18 protein-coding genes are annotated in these 19,904 nt (G+C 71.2%); 17 read left to right on the top strand and 1 reads right to left on the bottom strand.

Annotation, left to right across the window (positions count from 1 at the left end; translation table 11 throughout):
- Positions 1 to 163 precede the first annotated feature (163 nt).
- From E1287_RS16950 to E1287_RS16900, 11 genes are all read left to right on the top strand, one after another.
- Entirely contained in the window at positions 164 to 1,423 is a 1,260-nt protein-coding gene (locus E1287_RS16950) for a helix-turn-helix domain-containing protein (protein WP_131965918.1), read from the top strand.
- A 131-nt stretch (positions 1,424 to 1,554) separates the two neighbouring features.
- Entirely contained in the window at positions 1,555 to 3,033 is a 1,479-nt protein-coding gene (locus tag E1287_RS16945) for an aldehyde dehydrogenase family protein (protein WP_131965917.1), read from the top strand.
- The gene (locus tag E1287_RS16940; protein ID WP_131965916.1) at positions 3,030 to 4,676 is read left to right on the top strand and encodes a thiamine pyrophosphate-binding protein; all 1,647 of its coding nucleotides are present in this window, start codon (positions 3,030 to 3,032) and stop codon (positions 4,674 to 4,676) included. The genes E1287_RS16945 and E1287_RS16940 overlap by 4 nt, the downstream gene beginning before the upstream one ends.
- A 74-nt stretch (positions 4,677 to 4,750) precedes the next feature.
- Positions 4,751 to 5,338, top strand: a complete 588-nt coding sequence (locus E1287_RS16935) for a PadR family transcriptional regulator (RefSeq protein ID WP_131965915.1) — start codon at positions 4,751 to 4,753, stop codon at positions 5,336 to 5,338.
- A gap of 40 nt (positions 5,339 to 5,378) precedes the next feature.
- Complete coding sequence (locus E1287_RS16930) at positions 5,379 to 7,007, top strand: urocanate hydratase (protein WP_131965914.1); 1,629 nt, start codon at positions 5,379 to 5,381, stop codon at positions 7,005 to 7,007.
- The gene (locus E1287_RS16925) at positions 7,004 to 8,191 is read left to right on the top strand and encodes a CoA transferase (RefSeq protein WP_131965913.1); all 1,188 of its coding nucleotides are present in this window, start codon (positions 7,004 to 7,006) and stop codon (positions 8,189 to 8,191) included. Before E1287_RS16930 ends, E1287_RS16925 begins: the two co-directional genes overlap by 4 nt.
- Entirely contained in the window at positions 8,172 to 9,323 is a 1,152-nt protein-coding gene (locus tag E1287_RS16920; protein ID WP_131965912.1) for a GDSL-type esterase/lipase family protein, read from the top strand. The genes E1287_RS16925 and E1287_RS16920 overlap by 20 nt, the downstream gene beginning before the upstream one ends.
- A complete protein-coding gene (locus E1287_RS16915; protein WP_131965911.1) occupies positions 9,320 to 10,564 on the top strand; it encodes a M20/M25/M40 family metallo-hydrolase in 1,245 nt (414 codons plus the stop codon). The genes E1287_RS16920 and E1287_RS16915 overlap by 4 nt, the downstream gene beginning before the upstream one ends.
- The gene (locus E1287_RS16910) at positions 10,557 to 11,831 is read left to right on the top strand and encodes a M20/M25/M40 family metallo-hydrolase (protein ID WP_131965910.1); all 1,275 of its coding nucleotides are present in this window, start codon (positions 10,557 to 10,559) and stop codon (positions 11,829 to 11,831) included. Before E1287_RS16915 ends, E1287_RS16910 begins: the two co-directional genes overlap by 8 nt.
- A 29-nt stretch (positions 11,832 to 11,860) precedes the next feature.
- Complete coding sequence (locus E1287_RS16905; protein ID WP_165969051.1) at positions 11,861 to 13,300, top strand: NAD(P)/FAD-dependent oxidoreductase; 1,440 nt, start codon at positions 11,861 to 11,863, stop codon at positions 13,298 to 13,300.
- Positions 13,225 to 13,977: a carboxymuconolactone decarboxylase family protein gene (locus tag E1287_RS16900; protein ID WP_131965908.1), complete on the top strand. Its 753-nt coding sequence runs from the start codon at positions 13,225 to 13,227 to the stop codon at positions 13,975 to 13,977. Before E1287_RS16905 ends, E1287_RS16900 begins: the two co-directional genes overlap by 76 nt.
- Here the strand turns inward: E1287_RS16900 and E1287_RS16895 are convergent.
- Positions 13,951 to 15,522 carry a bis-aminopropyl spermidine synthase family protein gene (locus E1287_RS16895; protein WP_243719101.1) on the bottom strand — a complete coding sequence of 524 codons (1,572 nt, stop codon included), beginning with the start codon at positions 15,520 to 15,522 and terminating at the stop codon, positions 13,951 to 13,953. The genes E1287_RS16900 and E1287_RS16895 overlap by 27 nt on opposite strands.
- 310 nt (positions 15,523 to 15,832) lie before the next feature.
- On the opposite strand from E1287_RS16895, the gene E1287_RS16890 reads away from it, so the two are divergent.
- The 6 genes from E1287_RS16890 (at position 15,833) to E1287_RS16865 (ending at position 19,888) form a co-directional block, all read left to right on the top strand.
- Positions 15,833 to 16,156 carry a hypothetical protein gene (locus E1287_RS16890; protein ID WP_131965907.1) on the top strand — a complete coding sequence of 108 codons (324 nt, stop codon included), beginning with the start codon at positions 15,833 to 15,835 and terminating at the stop codon, positions 16,154 to 16,156.
- Positions 16,146 to 16,727 (top strand): carboxymuconolactone decarboxylase family protein, encoded by a 582-nt coding sequence (locus E1287_RS16885; protein ID WP_131965906.1) that lies wholly within the window; start codon positions 16,146 to 16,148, stop codon positions 16,725 to 16,727. Before E1287_RS16890 ends, E1287_RS16885 begins: the two co-directional genes overlap by 11 nt.
- A gap of 49 nt (positions 16,728 to 16,776) precedes the next feature.
- Positions 16,777 to 17,319, top strand: coding sequence for a potassium channel family protein (locus tag E1287_RS16880; RefSeq protein ID WP_165969049.1), 543 nt, complete (start codon positions 16,777 to 16,779; stop codon positions 17,317 to 17,319).
- A gap of 102 nt (positions 17,320 to 17,421) precedes the next feature.
- Entirely contained in the window at positions 17,422 to 17,754 is a 333-nt protein-coding gene (locus E1287_RS16875) for a hypothetical protein (RefSeq protein ID WP_131965904.1), read from the top strand.
- Positions 17,754 to 18,308, top strand: a complete 555-nt coding sequence (locus tag E1287_RS16870) for a sigma-70 family RNA polymerase sigma factor (protein ID WP_131965903.1) — start codon at positions 17,754 to 17,756, stop codon at positions 18,306 to 18,308. Before E1287_RS16875 ends, E1287_RS16870 begins: the two co-directional genes overlap by 1 nt.
- Positions 18,305 to 19,888 (top strand): cyclic nucleotide-binding domain-containing protein, encoded by a 1,584-nt coding sequence (locus tag E1287_RS16865; protein ID WP_131965902.1) that lies wholly within the window; start codon positions 18,305 to 18,307, stop codon positions 19,886 to 19,888. The genes E1287_RS16870 and E1287_RS16865 overlap by 4 nt, the downstream gene beginning before the upstream one ends.
- Positions 19,889 to 19,904: the final 16 nt, after the last annotated feature.

Raw genomic sequence — 19,904 nt, 5'->3', positions numbered from 1 at the left:
GTCGCTGAGGGCGCCTGTGTGAGCGGCACAGTTCGCAGGCGTCCGCGCCCGCCCGCCTCGGGGACCACGTCGTTGACGTGGGATGAAATCGCGTGATACATCTCCACAACCCGGGTCAGGTGCGTCACACAGGTCGCTCCTGGCCCCCCGGGCTGGGGGTGACATGGCACCGTCCGACACGACCGCCGCCGTCGCCGAGCCGCTGGCGACCGTGGCCCGGAAACTCGAATCCGCGTCCACGGCGCTCGCGAACGAATTCGTCCGGCAGTACGTCTCGGCGGCCGAGTCCGGAACCGTCGACCGCCAGGCGCCCGTCGAGGCGTTCGACATGGCGGTGAGCGTCATCGGCGTGTGCTCGTCGGGCCTCGCCGGCGACGGGCCGGTCGGCGAGCTGCCGTCCGGGCGCGGGGCGCGCGTCGCGCTGCAGGGCAGGTCCGTGGTGGAGGCGGTCGAGTGGCTGCGGCTGCTGGAGCGGGTCGTCACCGACCACGTCCTCGCCCACTCGGAGATCGCGATGGACGACGTCCGCGCCGTCCTCGGACGCCTCGCGGAGCTGTTCGACGTGCTCTGCACCCGCGAGCTGGAGTCGTTCACCAGCACCTACAACGAGCTGGCCGGCTGGCAGGCCCGGGTCAGCACGGACCTGCTGAGCTGCCTGATCGCCGGTCCCGCCGTCGACGCGAGCACCGTGAACGACCAGGCCAGGATGCTGAACATCAACCCGCACCAGCCGTTCCGCGCGGTCGCGGCCTACCACGACCCGGCGCCGACGGCGCAGCAGTGGGCGCGCGTCCGCCGCCGGATCCTGGAGGCGCTGTGGCGGCACGACCCGCGCCGGGAGATCCTGCTGCGGGAGCGGCGCGGCGTGCTGCTCGCCCTGGTGCCGCTCGACCGGGCGGGCCCCGGGCTGGTCCCGCTGCTGACCGAGATGCTGGACGGCGAGCCGGGACGGTCGCTGTTCGTGTCGGCGGGCGAGCCGGGCAAGTCGCTGTCGGCCGCCGGGCACAGCTGCCGGCAGGCGCTGTCCGCGCTGGAGATCAGCATCTACCGCGACCAGCGCGGCCAGGTCACCCAGTGCACGGACGTGATCCTCGAAGTGCTGCTCGCGCACAACCGGTGGGTGTCGAACCGGCTGATCGAGACCCGCATCGGACAGCTCGTCGAGAAGCCGCATCTGCTGGACACGCTCCGCGTCTACATCTCCTGCGATATGGCGCTGCAGCGGACGGCGGAGGAACTCCTCGTCCATCCGAACACGGTCGCCTACAGATTGCGGCAGATCGCGACGCTGACCGGACGGGATATGCGCCGCATCACCGACATCGGCGATCTCAATGTCGCGCTGATGGCCTACGACGCGATCCAGATGCGGCGCGACCGCGAAGAGGCCAGGACGGATCTGCGCGCCCGCTTGTTCGCCTGATCCGCGACCCTGCCATGTGCGGGGCACATAATGACCGCGGGATTTCTTTGGTGACCCGGCCCCAACCCATTCCGGGCAGATGATTCTAGGCTTCGGTCGAATCGCTTGAAGACCGGTGTGAGCGGAGCGACATGGACCATCGTGCGGACACATACATCGACGGGACGTGGGTCGAGAACAACGGCGAGGACGTCATCGCCGTCATCGATCCCTCGACCGGGCAGTGCGTGGCCACGGTCCGCGAGTCGGCGACCGAGGACATGGACCGGGCCGTCGAGGCCGCCCGCCGGGCCCGTCCCGTCCTGCGCGCGATGGAGCCCGCGGACCGCGCGGCGCTGCTGGAGCGGGTCGCCGACCACCTGGAGACCCGGCTGGACGAGCTCGCGGAGCTGATCTCCAGCGAGATGGGCATGCCGCGCAAGCACTGCGCGAACTACCAGGTGCGCACCGCCGTCGGAACGTTCCGCAACACCGCGCGGGCCGTCGCCGACGTGGACTTCTCCGCGCCGCTGGACGGCCCGGCGCCGTCCGGCGGCTCGACCGTGCTGCGCGAGCCGGTCGGGGTCGTCGCCGCGATGACCCCGTGGAACTTCCCGCTGCTGCAGACCGCCGCGAAGATCGGCCCGGCGCTCGCCGCCGGCTGCCCCGTCGTGCTGAAGCCGAGCGAGGTGGCACCGCTGGACGCGTTCATCCTGGCGGAGGCGTTCGACGCGGCGGGCGCCCCGCCCGGTTCGTTCAACCTGCTGTTCGGCAACGGGCTGCACGTCGGCGAGTACCTGGCCCGCCACCCCGGCACCGCGATGGTGTCGCTGACCGGCTCGACCCGCGCGGGCCGCCGCGTCGCCGAGGTCGCCGCCGGGTCGATCAAGCGGGTGACGCTGGAGCTCGGCGGCAAGTCCGCGGCGGTCGTGCTGCCGGACGGCGACCTGGCGGCGGCCGTCGAGCGGGTGGTCCGGACCGTCCTGATCAACACCGGGCAGACGTGCACCGCGCTGAGCCGGCTGCTCGTGCCGTTCCAGTCGCTGCCGGAGGCGGAGCAGCTCGTGGCGGCGGCGATGGCGGGCTACCGGATCGGGCCGTCCGGCGACCCGGACGCCGACGTCGGCCCGCTGGCGAGCTGGAACCAGAAGCACCGGGTGACCGAGGCCACCGAGCGCGCCCTCGTCGACGGCGCCCGGACGATCTGGTCCTATCCCGACGCCCAGCTGCCACGCGACGGCTACTTCACCAGCCCCACCGCGTTCACGGTCAACGACCCGCGCATCGCGCTCGCCCAGCAGGAGGTGTTCGGCCCGGTCCTCGCGGTGATCCCGTACGTGGACGAGGACGAGGCGGTGTCGATCGCCAACGGCACCCCGTACGGGCTGGCGGGCGCGGTCTGGTCGGCGGACGAGGAGCGCGCGCTGCGGTTCGCGGAGCGGATGGAGGCCGGCAGCATCGAGATCAACGGCGCGCCGTTCAACGGGCTCGCGCCGTTCGGCGGCTACAAGCAGTCCGGGTACGGGCGGGAGCTGGGCGCGTTCGGCATCACCCAGTTCACCGAGCTGAAGGCGATCCAGCGCCACACCGCGAGCGGAGCGAGCGCGACGAACGGGGCGAGGGCCCGGTGAGCGAGCGCACCGGCGGTGACCTGGTCGTCGAGGCGCTGCGGGCGCTCGGCGCGGAGATGCTGTTCGGCGTCGCGAGCGTCCACAACCTGCCGATCCTGGACGCGGTCCGGCGGGACGGCGGGATAACGGTCGTGAACGTCCGGCATGAGCAGGCGGCGGTGCACGCTGCGGACGGCTACGCACGCGTCACCGGACGGCTCGGCGTGGCCCTCGCCTCGACCGGCCCCGGCACGGCGAACACGATGGGCGGGCTTTTCGAGGCGCAGTTCGCGGGGTCCCGCGTCCTGCTCATCACGGGCCAGGTGGAGAGCCGGTTCCTCGGCCGTTCCAAGGGCTATCTGCACGAGGCGGAGCAGCAGCTCGCCATGCTGCGCACGCTGACCCGCGAGGCATGGACGGTGCGCCGCGCCGAGGACATCGCCGAAACGGTCGTGGCGGCGGGCCGCGAGACGGATCGCGGCTGGCCGCGTCCGACGGCCGTGGAGATCCCGGTCGACCTGCAGTACGCGCGGGTCCCGGCGTCGCTGCGGGTCCCGGAGGCGGCGCCGGTGCCGCGGGCAGCGCCGCCCGCCGAAAGGGTGCGCGCGGCGGCGGACCTGCTCGCGGACGCCCGCCGTCCACTGGTCTGGGCCGGTGGCGGCGTGCTCAGCGCGGGCGCCTGGCCCGAGCTGCGCCGCCTGGTCGAGCGCCTGGGGATCCCCGTCGTCACCTCGGTGCAGGGACGCGGCGCGCTGCCCGAAGACCACCCGCTGTGCCTCGGCGCCCTGGTCACGACGCCGCCGCTGCGCGAGGTGGTCGAGGACGCGGACGTCGTCCTCGCCGTGGGCGCCCGGTTCCAGATGTACACGACCGACGCGTGGCGGCTGCGGCTCACCGGCGCGCTGCTCCACGCCGACGCCGACACGAGCGTGTTCGGCCGCACGTACCCGCCCGCCGTCGCGCTGCACGGCGACGCCCGCGAGACCCTGCTCGCGCTTGATGAGCACGTCGCCGTCACCGGCTCGACCGAGGAATGGGCTGTGACCGCCCAGAAGGCCGCCGCCGAGGCGCGCGAGAATTCGCTGGAGGCCCTCGGGCCGGATCATCGGGCGATCGTAGCGGCGATCCGCCGGTCGCTGCCGAGGGCGGGCGTGATCGTCCGCGACTCGACCGTCCCGGCGTACGCGTGGGGCGACCGGCTGCTGCCGGTCCTGGAGCCGCGCACGTCGCTGCACCCCGCGTCCGCCGCGATCGGCCCCGGCCTGCCGCTGGCGATCGGCGCCGCGCTCGGCAGCGGGGAGCGGACCGTCGTCGTCCACGGCGACGGCGGCATCATGCTGTCGATCGGCGAATTGTCGACGCTCGCGCAGGCGGGCGCGCCCGTCACGGTCTGCGTGTTCAACGACCGCGGGTACGGCGTGCTGCGCGACGTCCAGCACGCCACGTTCGACGGCGCCCGCAACGACGTCGACCTGCACACCCCCGACTTCGTGGCGCTCGCCGCGGCGATGGGCGTGCCCGGCGTGAAGGTCGCGGACGTCGCCGCGTTCGACCGCGCGTTCGCCCGGTCGACCGGGGAGACCGGCCCGTTCCTGATCGAGATCGACCTGACGGCGCTGGCCCCGATGAAGCGCCGCGCCGGACGCCAGCAGCTGCTGGGCTGACCGGATCCCGTACGTCCGACGGTGAGAGGAGCCGTGCCCGATGACCGTCCAGAATGGATGGTACAGTTCACAACATGGCGATCAACCTCTCGTCCAGCTCCTACCTCGTGCTGGGGCTGATCGGCCTGCGCGGGCCCAGCTCGTCGTACCAGCTCAAGCGGGCCGTCGAGCGCTCGGTGGGCTACTTCTGGCCGTTCCCGCACAGTCAGCTCTACGTGGAGCCGCGGCGGCTGGCGGAGGCCGGGCTGCTGGCGGAGTCCGCCGAGACCGAGGGGCGCCGCCGCCGGACGTACTCGCTCACACCCGCGGGCCGCGAGGCCCTGCGCGAATGGCTCAGGGACCCCGACACCGAGGTCTTCCAGGTCCGCAACGAGGCCGAGCTGAAGCTGTTCTTCAGCGAGCTCGGCGACGAGGGGACGGCGGAGCGGCTCGCCGAGGCGCAGGTCCGCTACCACCAGGGCCGGCTGGAGGAGTTCCAGAAGATGCTGGCACGCCTGGTCGACGTCCCCGACCTGGAGAAGCGGGTGGCGCCGCTCGTCCTCGGCGTCCGGATCGAGGAGGCGTGCCTGTCGTTCTGGCACGACGTCCGCGACTCGGGCGTGCGCGGCGCGCTGGGACGCACGCGGCTGCCGGGCGGGCACGAGGGGCCTCACCCGGACTGAGAACTGCACGGCGCCCGAAGCGGGCGAGAAGGGGACGCACATGGTGATCGCCGACATCGCCCACCAAGGACCGCGCTGCCGGGGCCCGCGCCAGGAGACGCTCCTGCGGATGCTGGAGAACACCCTCACGCACGCGGAACGTCCGGACGACCTCATCGTGTACGCGGGCCTCGCGAAGGCCGCCCGCGACCACGCCGCCCTGAAACTCGTGACCGAGGCGCTGCTGAGCCTGGAGGAGCACGAGACGCTCGTCGTCCAGTCCGGCAAGCCGATCGGGGTGTTCCCGACCGGGACGCGGGCGCCGCTGGTCGTGATGGCCAACAGCAACCTGGTCGGCCGCTGGGCGACCAGCGAGCACTTCTACGAGCTGGAGCGGCGCGGCCTGATCGCCTGGGGCGGGTACACGGCGGGCGACTGGCAGTACATCGGGTCGCAGGGCATCGTCCAGGGGACGTACCAGACGCTCACCGCCGTCGCCGACGAGCATTTCGGCGGCGACCTGGCCGGACGGCTCGTCGTGACCGCCGGGCTCGGCGGCATGGGCGGCGCGCAGCCGCTCGCGACCGTCATGGCGGACGGCGTCGCGCTCTGCGTCGAGGTCGATCCCGACCGGATCGAGAAGCGGATCGACAGCGGCTACCTGGAACGCGCCACCGAGTCGATCGACGAAGCGGTCGCGTGGGCGCGGGAGGCGATGGCCGCCCGGACGGCCGCGTCCATCGGGCTGCTCGGAAACGCCGCCGACGTGCTCCCCGAGCTGCGCGAACGCGGCCTGGTCCCCGACGTCGTCACCGACCAGACGGCGGCGCACGACCTGATGTACGGGTACGTGCCGTCCGGCATGACGCCCGCCGAGGCCGCCGCCCTGCGCGAGAGCGACCCGGACGAGCTGACCCGCCGCGCCCGCGCCTCCATCGCGACGCACGTGGAGTGCATGCTCGCCTGGCAGGACGCGGGCGCCGTCGTCTTCGAGTACGGCAACAACCTGCGGGCGCAGGCGGCGGAGAACGGCGTCGACGCGTTCCGCATCCCGATCTTCATCGAGCGGTACATCAGGCCGCTGTTCTGCCGGGGCCTCGGCCCGTTCCGGTGGGTGGCGGCGTCCGGCGAGCAGGCCGACATCGACCTCATCGACACGATGGTCGTGCGGGAGTTCCCCGGGAACGCGCTCGTCCAGCGGTGGATTCCGACGGCGCAGAAGTACGTGCGGCAGGCGGGGCTGCCGTCCCGCATCTCGTGGCTCGCGCACGGCGAGCGGGCGAGGCTCGCGCTGCTGGTCAACGAGGCCGTGCGGAGCGGCGAGCTGCACGGCCCGGTCGCGTTCACCCGCGACCACCTCGACGCCGGCGGGGTCGCGCAGCCGCTCCGCGAGACGGAGAACATGCCGGACGGCTCCGACGCCGTGTCCGACTGGCCGCTGCTGAACGCGCTGCTCACGGCGGGTTCGGGCGCCGACCTCGTGGCGATCCACGCCGGGGGCGGCGGCTACGCGGGCTACATGCAGAGCGCCGGGGTCACGCTCGTCGCGGACGGCACCGCCGCCGCGGACGAGCGGATCACGGCGGCGCTCACCGCCGACACCGGCATCGGCATCATGCGCTACGCGGACGCCGGGTACGAGGCGGCGGCCGACGCCGTCCGCGCGAGCGGCCTGCGGTGGTTCGGATGACCGGGGAACGGGCCGCGCTGGACGGCATCCGGGTTCTGGATCTGAGCCGCGTCCTGTCGGGCCCGCTGTGCGCGCGGATCCTCGCCGACCTCGGCGCGGAGGTCATCAAGATCGAGTCTCCGGCCGGCGACGACGGCCGCCGGTTCGGCCCGTTCGTGGACGGCGACAGCACCTTCCACCGCCTCCTGAACCGCAACAAGCTCGGCATCACCCTCGACCTGAAGGACCCGGACGACCGCGAGCGGTTCGCGCGGCTGGTCGCCCGCTCGGACGTGCTGGTGGAGAACTTCCGTCCGGGCGTCCTCGGACGGCTCGGCTTCCCGCCCGGCGAGCTGGCGCGCCTCAACCCGGCGCTCGTCGCGGTCGGCATCAGCGGCTTCGGCCGGACCGGCCCGCTCGCCGAGCGTCCGGCCTACGACCTGATAGTGCAGGCGATGTCCGGGCTGATGTCGGTGACAGGCCCGGACGGCGGGCCCGGCGTCCGCGTCGGGGTGAGCATCGGCGACATCGTGCCCGCGCTGTACGGGGCGGTGGCCGTGCTGGCGGCGCTGTACCAGCGGGAACGCACCGGACGCGGCCAGCACATCGACGTGTCCATGTTCGACGGGCTCGTCTCGGTCCTGGAGTCGGTGGCGATGCGGGCGCTGCACACGGACGAGGACGTCCGGCCGACCGGCGCGCACCACGCGATCAGCGCGCCCTACGGGACGTTCGAGGCGAAGGACGGCCCGGTCGCGATCGCGGTGGCGAGCGACGCGCTGTTCGCGCGGCTCGCGGACGTCCTCGACCGGCCCGGCTGGCTCACCGACGCCCGCTACACCACCGACGCCGACCGCGGCCGCCACCGCGAGGAGCTGCGGGCTGAGGTCGAGGCGGCGCTCGCGGACCTGACCCGCGCGGACGTCCTCGACCGGCTGGGCGCGGCAGGGGTGCCGTGCGGGCCGGTCCTCGACGTCCGGGAGGCGCTGTCCCATCCGCACACGCTGGCCCGCGGCCTGGTGCGGGACGAACCGGACGGCTTCCGCACCCTCGCGGGCGCCGTCCGCCTGGCGGGCGGCGCCGAGGAGTTCCGCCCGGCACCTGCACCGGGCGAGCACGACCACCTTCTCGCCGCCTGGCTCACGGAAGAGCCGCGGATCCCGCCCCGTCCGGAGGGAGTAGCACGTGCTGAAGATCGACCTTGAGAACGGGCCCGTCACCATCGCGGGCGCGCTCGACGTGGAGCGCACGCCCACGGGGCTGATCCCCCGGCGGCTGCCCGCCTGGACCCGCCCGCAGCTCACCGACCCGTACCTGCGGCTGATGGTGCCGAGGCCCGCCGGGGTGCGGCTCGTGTTCCGCACCGAGGCGGACAACGTCGAGCTGGACGTCTTCGTCACCCGGTTCCGCAACGCCTACTTCCCGCTCTTCCCCGTCGCGTTCGACGCGGTCGCGAGCTGGTGCCGGGTGATCTCCGAGGAGGTGCGCGGCGGCGACGTCTGCGTCGTCCGCGCGGGTCAGGTGGTCGAGACCGAGCGGGGCAAGCCGGAGACGATCCGGTTCGAGGGGCTCGGCACGTCCTGGAAGGACGTCGAGATCTGGCTGCCCCAGGCCGCGATCGTGGAGCTTCGGGAGCTGCGCGCGGACGGCATCGTCGCGCCCGGCAAGCTCCCCGGACGCCGCTGGGTCCACTACGGCAGCTCGATCAGCCACTGCGCGGAGGCGGGGAGCCCGACCGACGCCTGGCCGACGTGGGTGGCGCGGCGGGCGGGGCTCGACCTGACGTCGCTGGCGTTCGCCGGGAACTGCCATCTCGACCCGTTCGCGTCCCGGACGATCCGGGACGTGCCCGCCGACGTCGTCACGCTCAAGGTCGGCATCAACGTGCAGAACCTCGACTCGCTCAAGGAGCGGACGTTCGTCCCGGCGCTGCACGGGTTCCTCGACACGGTCCGCGACGGGCATCCGCGGACGCCGCTGCTCGTCGTGTCGCCGATCATCTGCCCTACCGCCGAGGACCGCGCCGGGCCGACCGTCCAGGACGAGACCGGCCGCTACCACGCGACGGGCGACCCGTCGTCCGGCCTGACCCTCAGCCGCATCCGGACGCTGATCGAGGAGATCACCGAGACGCGCGCGGAACGCGACCCGCACCTGCGCTACCTCGACGGACGTGCGCTGTTCGGCCCCGGCGACGCGGACGACCTCTACGACGGCCTCCACCCGAACGCCGACGGATACCGCCGCATCGGCGAACGATTCCACGCGCGAGTGTTCGGCCCGGACGGCCTCTGGCCGGAGCTGGGCGGCTCTCCGATCGAAGGGCGACCACGATGACGACCGTCTCCACGGAAGACCGCACGGCCCGGGTACTCGGCCTCATCGACCGGCACGAGCCGGAGATCGTCGCCTTCCTCCGCGACCTGCTCCGCATCCCCAGCGTCTGGGGCGACGGCCCGGCGCTGACGGCCGCGGCGGAGCATCTCGCGGCGCCGCTCGCCGACGCCGGTCTCGAGGTCGAGCTGCCCGGCTCGGGCACGGACGGGATGCCGAACGTCCTGGCCCGCGCGTCCAGCGGGCGCGATCCGGGCGAGGCGCTCATCTTCAACGGCCACATGGAGGTGTATCCGCCGTCGCGGTCGTGGCGGCGGGACCCGTTCGGCGGCGAGATCGACGGCGGCCGCGTCTACGGCGTCGGCGTCGCGGACATGAAGGCCGGGACGGCGGCGATGACGATGGCCACGGCGATGCTGGCGCGCTCCGGCGTGCCGCTGCCGCGCGATGTCGTCGTGCTCGCCGTCCCGAACCATTTCGAGGGCGGCGAAGGCACCCGGCAGGCGCTGCGGGACGGGCTGCGCGGCACGTACGCGATCAACTGCGAGCCGAGCGGCCTGCGCGTCCTCACCGGCCAGCGCGGCATCGCCTATGTCACCGTGACCGTGCGCGGCCGGGCCGCGCACACCACCGCGCTGGACATCGGGGTGAACGCCGTCGCGCGGGCCGCGGAGATCGTCCGCGAGGTGCTCGCGATGCCGATCACCCGCGCGTCCGGGGAGGTGCTCGACGACGTCAAGATCTGCAACGTGGCGCAGATCTCCGGCGGGGTGGCGCACAACCTCGTCCCGGAGCGCTGCGACATCACGTTCGACTTCCGGTTCCCGGCCGCGCAGACGCAGGACGACGTGCTGCGGGACGTCCGCGCCGCCGTCGAACGCGCCGTCGACCGCCTCGCCGAATTCCCGGTGGACGTCGAGCTGGAGGCGACCTGCCTGAAGAATCCGCGCAGCTCGCTGCGGGTGCCGTCCGGCGAACGCCTCCTCGCCGACGTCGCCGCCGCGCACCGCCACAGCACCGGCGAGGCCGCCGCGCACGACGTGCATCCCGCGTGGCCGGACACGCCGATCTTCTGGGAGTCGGGCATCAAGGCCGTCACCTACGGCCCCGGCTCGATGGACTGCTACTGGGACGACGAGTGGGTCGCGATCGAGGAGTACCTCGCCGCCGTCCGGACGTACGCGGTCGCGGCCCTCACCCTGGGCGGCGGCGCGGCCCTCCCGCTGGGCGGCGGCAATGCCTGACGTCGCGGAGATCTGCTCGGACCTCATCAGGTTCGACACCACCAACCCCGGCGGAACCGAACGGAAGGCGGCCGAATACGTCGCCGCGCTGCTGTCCGGGATGGGCCTGGAACCGCAGATCATCGAGGCTGAGCCTGGACGGACGAACGTCGTCGCGCGAGTCGAGGGGGTGGATCCGGGCCTGCCGGCGCTGCTCGTCCAGGGGCATCTCGACACCGTCCCGGCGGACGCCGCCGCCTGGTCGCGGCACCCGCTCAGCGGCGACATCGCGGACGGCTGCGTCTGGGGCCGCGGCGCCGTCGACATGAAGAACGCGGTCGCGATGACCCTCGCGGCGGTCGGCGGCGCGGTCGCCGCGGGCCGCCGCCCGCGCCGTGACCTCGTGCTGGCGTTCCTCGCGGACGAGGAGACCGGCGGGAAACTCGGCGCCGGGCACCTCGTCGCGGAGCATCCGGACCTGTTCGAGGGGTGCGGGGCGGCGATCGGCGAGGTCGGCGGCTTCAACATCCCCGTTTCCGCTGGTGGCGGCCCGCTGTTCGCAGTGTCGGTCGCCGACAAGGGACTGCGCTGGTACGAGGTGGTGGAGAAGGGCGTCGCCGGGCACGGCAGCATGCTCCCGGACGACAACCCGATCCCGCGGCTCGCGGAGACGACGCTGCGGCTCGTGTCGGCCGAGCAGCCGTACACGATCACCGAGCCGATGCGGGTGCTGGCGTCCCGCGTCGCCGGACGTCCCGTCACCGACCCCGACGAGGTCGCGGACGTGCTCGCCACGCGGACCGGCCCGTTCGGCCGCATGTTCGCCGCCGGAATCCGCACCACCGTCAACGTGACGCGGATCGGCGCGGGCTACAAGGAGAACGTCATCCCCGGCGAGGCGTGGGCGCGGTTCGACTGCCGTTTCGTCCCCGGTCATGAGGACGGCGTGGACGAGCACCTCACGTCCGGCGCGGGCTCCGGCACCGAGGTGTCATTGCTGCGGCGGAGCCCGTCCGTCCTTTCCGACCACGAGAGCGAATGGTTCGGGCTGCTCATCGAGGCGCTGCGGCAGGTCAGCCCCGGCTGCGAGGTCGCGCCGTTCGTGTTCAGCGGCGGTACCGACAACAAATGGTTCCGAACGCTCGGCATGGAGACTTATGGGTTCACGCCGATGCTGCTGCCCGCGGGCTACGACTATCCCGCGATGTTCCACGGCGTGGACGAACGCGTCCCCGTGGAGTCCCTCGAATTCGGCGTGCGAGTGATGGAAAGACTGATATCCCTATGAGTCGAATGGGTCGGTCAAGAGGGCCGAGGGTGGCGATCATCGGCTGCGGGTTCGGCGGCATCGCCACCGCGGTGAAGCTCAAGAAGAAAGGTCTCACGAACTTCACCGTCTTCGAGCAGTCGGACGGCCCGGGCGGCACGTGGTGGGACAACCGGTATCCCGGCTGCGAGGTCGACATCGCATCCCATGCCTATTCTTTTTCGTTCCTGACCTACGATTGGACGCGCACCCACGCCGGGCAGGCGGAATTGCAGCGGTATGCCGAGCACGTCCTCGACCGGTTCGACGTCCGGCGGCACTGCCGCTTCGGTGTCCGCGTCGAATCGGCCACCTGGGACGCGGACGAGGCGCGCTACGACGTGCGGCTCGCGTCCGGCGAGACGGAGCCGTTCGACGTGGTGATCAGCTGCCTCGGCCTGCTCAGCCGGCCGCGCTACCCCGACTGGCCCGGCCTGGACGACTTCGAGGGCCCGAAGTTCCACACCGCCCGCTGGGAGTCGTCGCACGATCTGACCGGCAAGCGCGTCGCCGTCGTCGGCACGGGCTCGACCGCCACCCAGGTCGTCCCGGCCATCGCCGAGCAGGTCGGGCGGCTTTACGTCTTCCAGCGGCAGCCGGGCTGGATCCTGCCGAAGGGCGAACGCGACTATACGCCGCGCGAACGGGTTGTTTTCCGGCGGCTGCCGTTTGTTCAGAAGTTGCGTCGGCTGCGGCTGTTCTATCAGTTCCGGGTCATGTTCAAGGGATACGATCTTCACGGTAAACGGCAGCAGCAGAACCTGCGGCAATGCCGCGAATACATCCTTTCCACGGTGGACGATCCGGAACTGCGCGCCCGGTTGACGCCTGATTATCCTTGGGGCTGCAAACGTCCGGTACTGGCGACCGGGTTCTATCCGGCGCTGAACCGGCCGAACGTCGAACTCGTCCCGCACGCGGTCACCCGGGTCACATCCAAGGGGATCGTGGACGCCACCGGCACCGAACGTGAAATCGACGTCCTCGTCATGGCGACCGGTTTCCACGCGACGAAGTTCCTGGCATCGCTGGACGTGCGCGGCACCGGCGGCGTCTCCATTCACGACACATGGAAGAACGACCCGAGAGCCTTCCTCGGCATCACGGTCCCTGGCTATCCGAACTTCTTCATGCTGTACGGCCCCAACACGAACGGCGGTTTCTCCGTCCTGGCGCAGCTCGAAAGGCAGGCCGAGGTCGCGGTGCGGACCGTCGCCCGGATGCGGCGTAAGGGGCTGCGGGTCGTCGACACACGTCCGTCCGCCACCGAACGGTGGGTGCGGTGGGTGGACCGGCAACTCGTCAAGCACGCGTCCGCGATGGGGGCGAACTGCACGAACTACTACCACGCCGAGTCCGGACGGAACGTCACGCAATGGCCGAAGCCGCACGGCGAGTACTACCTGCTGACCAAGACGCTGCCGTACGTCGGTTTCATCGAAGTGCGATGACGGGCCTAGAAGCACTCCGCGTCACAGACCCGGAGTTCTATACGGCCTGTGTCGAGCTAATGGACGTCCCGCGGAAACACGCCGCTTTGGACGCCAGAACCCGGGAACTGATCGCCCTGGCGGTCAACGCGGCGGTCACCCACCTGCACGAGCCCGGCATCCGGCGGCACGTCCGCGCCGCCCTTGACCACGGCGCGACCCGCGAAGAGATCATGGAGACGTTCCAGCTCACGGCCGTTCTCGGCATCCACGCGGCGAGCACCGGCTTCCCGCTCCTGCGCGGCCTGCCGCCGCCACCGAACGACGGCGTCGATCGCGAGGCCATCAAGGCCGAATTCGTCCGGCGGCGCGGCTATTGGGACACCGCGTGGGAGGACGTCCTCCAGCGCGCCCCCGCCTTCTTCGCCGCCTACCTGAACTTTTCCGCGATCCCGTGGCGCCGGGGCGTCCTGGAGCCCAAGGTCAAGGAACTCATCTACATCGCGATCGACGCGTCGGCCACGCACCTGTTCACGGACGGCCTGAAAGTCCACATCGACAACGCCATCGGCCACGGCGCGACACCGGACGAGATCGTCGCCGTATTGGAGATCGCGAGCACGATCGGCGTCCAGACATTGGAGGTGGGCGTCCCCATTCTCCAGGAGGAGCTAGCCCGGCGCTCCGGCTCCGCCTAGGCTTTCCCGAATGGCTTCCGGCAATTCTCTCAGCCGATGCATGGGCAGCTCAAGCAAGGTCACATCAGCGGCCCAAGGCGCAACCTCGGCGACCAACGCCCGCGCCTGCCGTTTGGTCAGATCGCCACGGACGTCGATCAGCGCGTCCCGCCAGGTATTGGCCACCTTCCCATGCGCCCGATCCATCACCGCCCGCAGAACGCGCAACGCCGGATCATCACGAGGCTCATCCCTACGGACGGCCTCGATCCCACGCCCATGCTCACCCAGTTCATAAACCGGCCCCAGAATCGCGGCAAGCTCGTCCAGGTCAACCACCTCGGCCGGCACGACACGAATCCGCTCTGCCCGCGTCGCCAAAAGCAGGCGCGCCAGCGTGGCCTCCATCCCGGAGGGCAACGCCGCACCGACCTGCCGAACCTTGGCCGCGTACGGCTTGGCCAACCAGGTGCTCAACCGCACGCGAGGCACCCCCGGCAGCACCTCTTTCGGCCACGCCCCGACCAGCACGTCCGGCCGAACATCCCCCAGATCCTCGGCCGACACCTTCACCTGCTCCCGCGCCTCAACCGCCTGCGGTCCCTGCGTATAAATGGCGGCGCTGAACCGATCCGCCCGCGCGACGGCCGCCGGAAGGCTCTTGGACGTAGGACGAAGCACATACAAATCAGCAGCAGACCCGATGGCCTCAGCCCCGTAATACCGATTGAAGTCCGGATAAATGGCCTCGGACACCAGATTCAAATCCCGCAGCGCATTCTGCACCTTCAAAGCCAGCATCGGCGTACGGTCACTGGCCCCGTACGCGAGCAGCACCCGTCCACTCCCTTGGTCACGCAGCCCTTGAACGCCCCGCGCGACGAACAACCCGACCCCATCAGCCGTGTAAGGCGGATCGGTGATCACCAAATCGGCGAACTCCACCGCCGAGCCCGGAAGCCCCAGCCGCAGATCGGCCCACCGCGTTCGCACGCTCAATCCCAGCTCCGCCGCCCGCTCGTCGATGTAGGCGAGGATCCGCTCATCGATGTCGACCACCACGGTCTCGACCTGCGGATGGATCATCCCGACCGCGAGCGAGGTCAGGTCATGATCGCCGACGCAGAGCAGCCGCGCGTCCCCCAGCCAGAACCGCGCCCCCAGCAGTAGCGCCCGCCGCACCACCGTTTCCGGCGTCGCCGCCACATGATCGAGAACATGCCGCCCCCGCGGCGCCCGCGCGATGAAGTCCGCCAGCCGCTCGACAACGCCCCGGTAGTCCGGCAGCAGATGCCCGACAGGATCGGCCGGGACGAACGGCCGATGCCCGGTTTTCAGCAGCTCACCGATCTCCCGGGCCTGCTCGGCGTCCAGCCGGAACCGATCACCCTCGCGCTCCACCGCGAGCCCGGCCAGCAGCGCCTCCACGGACCTCCGGGGCGCCGCGCTGGCCCGGATGAGAGCGGCCATCGACCACCACCGGCCGTCCGCCAGCAGGCTCAACGCGGCGTGGACCCGCCGGGGATCCATGCCCTCCACATCCGGAAGCCCCGCCGTCCCGTCCACCCGCCAGACCCTACCGCGCGGGTACCCGCCATGATCGAAGCCACCATCGGACAAGCCAGGCAGGAGCCCCGGATGGGCACGGACACTACTCCTGGTCAGCGAAGAGCAGGGACGCCTCACGGGAATGATGCAGGCGGGCCCGGACAACCGGTACCTGTCGACGGCGACGATCGGCATGGCCGCGGTGACCGCGTCCGCCCGGTCCAAGGGAACGGGCACCGCACTGCTCCTGGGCCGCGTGTCGAATTCGGCACCGCGCCGATCGTCTTACACGTACAGGGGCAGGTCAGATGTGAGAGGCGGAGGCAACATGCCGGACGAGGACAAGAAGCAAGCAGCGCACCGAGCCTTGGTGGATCGCGTGCTGACCGGAGAGGGCAAGGCGTCCGCGGAGCAGCGAGCCCGCGCCTTCGGTAACGACGACCTCTCCCCGCCGCTGGACGCGCTGATCGCCAAGGTCACCAACACGCCAGCGCAGGTCACCGAAGCGGACCTTGCCGCGGCGAAGGCGTCCGGCTGCACCGAAGACCAGCTTTTCGAGCTGGTGGTATGCGCGGCGGTAGGCCGGTCCGCCCGGCTGTACGACGCCGGATTGGCAGCCCTGGCCGAAGCGAGGTCGGACCATGCGACTTGACATCCTCAACAACGGCTACGGCCTTGGAACCAAACTCCTGTTCGCGCTCATCCGGTTGTTCTCCGGCCACCCCGTACCGGACGCCGCCAAGCTGACGTTCTACCGGCCCGATTTCTATGGAGCCCGGGCCAAGGAGTTCACCCACGAGGCGATGCGCGGACCGTCCACCTGGTCGGTGGGCGACCGGGAGCTAATGGCGGCCTACGTGTCAAAAGTGAACGAGACCGCCTTCTGCATCGCCGCGCACACCGCGACCGCGGCGCGGGCCTACAAGGACGAGCCACGAGTCGCGGCGGTACTGACCGACCTGGCATCGGCACCCATCGAGGAGCCGCTGCGAGCGACCCTGCGCATGCTCGGCAAGTTGACGCGAGAGGGAACCGTCAGCACCCAGGACATGCGTGACGTACTGGCCGCCGGTGCCACGCCCCAGCAGATCAAGGACGCGCTGGCGGTCTGCGCCGCCTTCAACATCACCGACCGTCTCGCCGATGCCTTCGGATTCGAACTGCTCAGCCCCGAGGGTTTCGAGGCAGGAGCCAAATACCTACTCGAACGCGGCTACCGATAGCCCACGAGAACGCGCGTGCTCTGCGGCGGGTTCGGGGCATGGATGGGATGTGGAGATCCGCTCGCGCCGGGCCAGCCGGCGGCTCACGCTCACGTTGCTGCTGCGTACGGCGCTGACCACGGCGTGCCTGTTGAGCGTGTACTTCGCGGCGCCGCTGAACAGGTCGTTCACGGCGACGACCGCTGTGGCGCTGTTCGTGGCGCTGGCGGCCCTGGGCCTGCTCATCACGTGGCAGGCCCGCGCGATCGTGCGGTCGCCGTCGCCGCGGCTCCGTACCGTCGAGGCGCTGGCGACGTTGATACCGCTGTTCCTGCTGCTGTTCGCCGCGTGTTACTGCCTCATGGGCAACGAACCCGGACGCGGCTTCTCCGAGCCGTTGACGCACGTCGACGCCCTGTACTTCACCATGACCGTGTTCTCGTCGGTCGGCTTCGGCGACATCGTGCCCCTCTCCCAGGCGGCGCGGACGCTGACGATCCTGCAGATGATCGGCGACCTCGTCATCCTCGGCTTCGTCGCGAAGGTTCTCCTGGAGGCGATGCGCCGTGGCGTGGAGCGACGCACGCGCAGCGCGGACGGCGATTCGCGCTGAGACCGACCCGGCGCACCGCGGCGAAGGTCGACCCCAACCTTCTGGCGTCACTGGACCTTTCAACTGTTGACGGGTTCGGCACCGGACGGGAAAGGGTGGCGCATGGAAGTGGGGTTGGGGCTGGTCGCGCTGCGGTCGGCCCTGCGACGTCGCTGCGGCGGTTTCTGGGGTTACATGGCCGCGCGTGCTCACGGTAAGGCGCTCGTCGAGCTGGAGCGGGAGCGGAACCGGGGAACGGTCATGGTTCTGCAGGCTCTGCCCGGCGGAGCCGAGTTGAGCGAGGGCCACCCGTCCGGCTACAGACGCGTCATCACGATGCCCGGGCAGGAGCCGCGGTACCGGGCCGACCCGCGGTTACCGCCACGGGCGGGGGACGCCGAGACCGACTTCGGCGATTCGCCTGAGGCGTTGCCGCCTGCAAGAGAGCATGACTGATGGCCTCCTTCCCCTCAGCCGAGGACGGTTTCCGGGACCTGTTCCTTGAGCAGCAGCAACGGCTGCTGGGCTACCTCATCGGGATGTGCGGTGACCTCCACCTCGCCGAAGACGTCCTCAACCAGGCGTTCATGGTGCTGTGGCGTCAGTGGGGCCGCCCCGAGGTCCGGAACGGGAGCCCGGTGCAGTACCTGTTCACGGTCGCGCGGCACCTGATGCTGGACGAGCTGGACGCGCACCGCGGCACGGCCCGGCCGATCCTGGAGGACGCCGAGGAGATCGCCGACGCGGCCGCTCCTTCGGTGGAGGAGGCGGTCATCCTGCGCAAGCATCTGCACTGGGCACTGTCCCAGCTGAGTCCGCGTGAACGGGAAACGGTCATCTTGCGGCACTACCTGGAATATGACAATGCCACCGCCGCGCAGATCATGTCGTCGGGGCAGGCCCCCATGGCGGTGGGCACCGTGAAGCGGTACGGCTCTGACGGCTGCAGGAAACTTCGGGGACTATTGGATCGGGACCACCTCGCCGAGGAAGGGGGAGGCCAGCGATGAACGACGAGGAGATGCGCGAAGAAGAGCAGCGAGTCGCCCGCGAGCTGGCTGCCCTGGAGGCCGAAGCCGGTCACCGGACGGCTCAGCAGCGCTTCGAGCGCCTGCGCCGCGCCATGGACGACCTGGACCCGCGGGAGGCGGCCCGGCTGGACGCCGTCGCGCGGAAGGTCGAGGAGGAGCATCCCGAGCTGACGAACGTCCATTCCGCCCCTGCGACCCTGGGCGCGCCCCGGACGGATCTCTTCTACGGGGACGTTCTGCAAGAGCTGGAGCGGATCGTCCGCGGTGCGGAGCAGCGGGAGCGTCTCGCCGTCCAGCAGACCGCGGCGACCGGCGGCGGCCCGGCCGCGTCGACCGGTTCCGTGTTGAACGTTCTGCTCGGTGATCCTCCGCCGCCCGTCTCCACCGGCTCGGAGCGTTCGGGGGTGGGCGGACACGTGCCGTGGGTGGTGCGCGAGCCCGCGTCCGGGCGGCGGCGTCCAGCGGCTCCGCCTTCCGGGCGGCGCACGGATCCGCCGTCCGGCGGGTTCTGGGGCGCTCTGACGCGCGAGGAGCAGGACGCGTTCACCGCCATGGCCACCCCGGCGGACTTCCCGATCCGGTCGGTGCTGTGGGACGAAGGCGAGGTCGGCGACCACGTCCTGATGATCGTGGAGGGCCTGGTCAACGTGGACGTCGTCCGGAACGGGCGGGAGCGGCGGCTCGCCGTCCGCGGTCCCGGCGAGCTGATCGGCGAACGGGCCGCGCTGCTGCTCCGGCCGCGCTCGGCCAGGGTGACGGTGCAGAGCCCCGTGCACGCCCTGCGGATGACGACGCAGAGGTTCGCCGCGTTCCTGGCCAGGCACCCGCGCGTCCTCGCCGTCCTGGAACGCCAGATCTACAACCGGCTCACCGACGACGAGTCCGGGGGCCCTCGAACGCCGTCGCCGCCATCGGAACCGGAGCGCGAGGCCGTCGAGCACCAGGCGGCGCCACCGGCCGAACGGACCGCGACGGCCGCGCCGACCGTCGCGTCCACCTGGGCCGGGCAGATGTGCTCGATCCTGTTCACCGACATCGCCGGGTTCAGCGCCGCCCGCCTTTCGGACGACGACCGGCTGTATCTGCGGCGGATCATGTACGAGGTGCTGCACGAGGTCCTGGACGCCGCCGGGGTGCCGCTGGCCGCCTGCTATCGCGAGGACCGCGGCGACGGCGCGCTGATCGTCGCCCCGCCGGACATCGCCGCCTCGGCGTTCGTCGGGCCCGTGCCGTCGGCGCTCGCCGCCCGGCTGCGCGACCACAACCGCCGCGCCGGCAGCGCCGTCAGGCTGCGGCTCCGCGTGGCCCTCCATGTCGGACCCGTCATGCAGGACGCGGTGGGTGTCTCCGGATCGAGCATCGTGCAGGCCGCCCGGCTGCTGGACGCACGACCTCTCAAGAGGGGCATGACCGAATCGGGGACGGATCTCGGTGTCATCACTTCACAGTTCGTCTACGACCACGTCATCGCCCCCAGCGCGGATCCGGTCGGCTACGAGAGGGTGACCATCCACGTCAAGAAGTCGCAGATGTCCGCCTGGATGAACCTCGCCGTGTGAATCGGAGGTGGAGGGG

The sequence above is a fragment of the Actinomadura sp. KC06 genome (genome assembly GCF_004348735.1).
Classification (GTDB): domain Bacteria; phylum Actinomycetota; class Actinomycetes; order Streptosporangiales; family Streptosporangiaceae; genus Spirillospora.
This window is presented reverse-complemented; position numbering and strand designations above follow the sequence as displayed.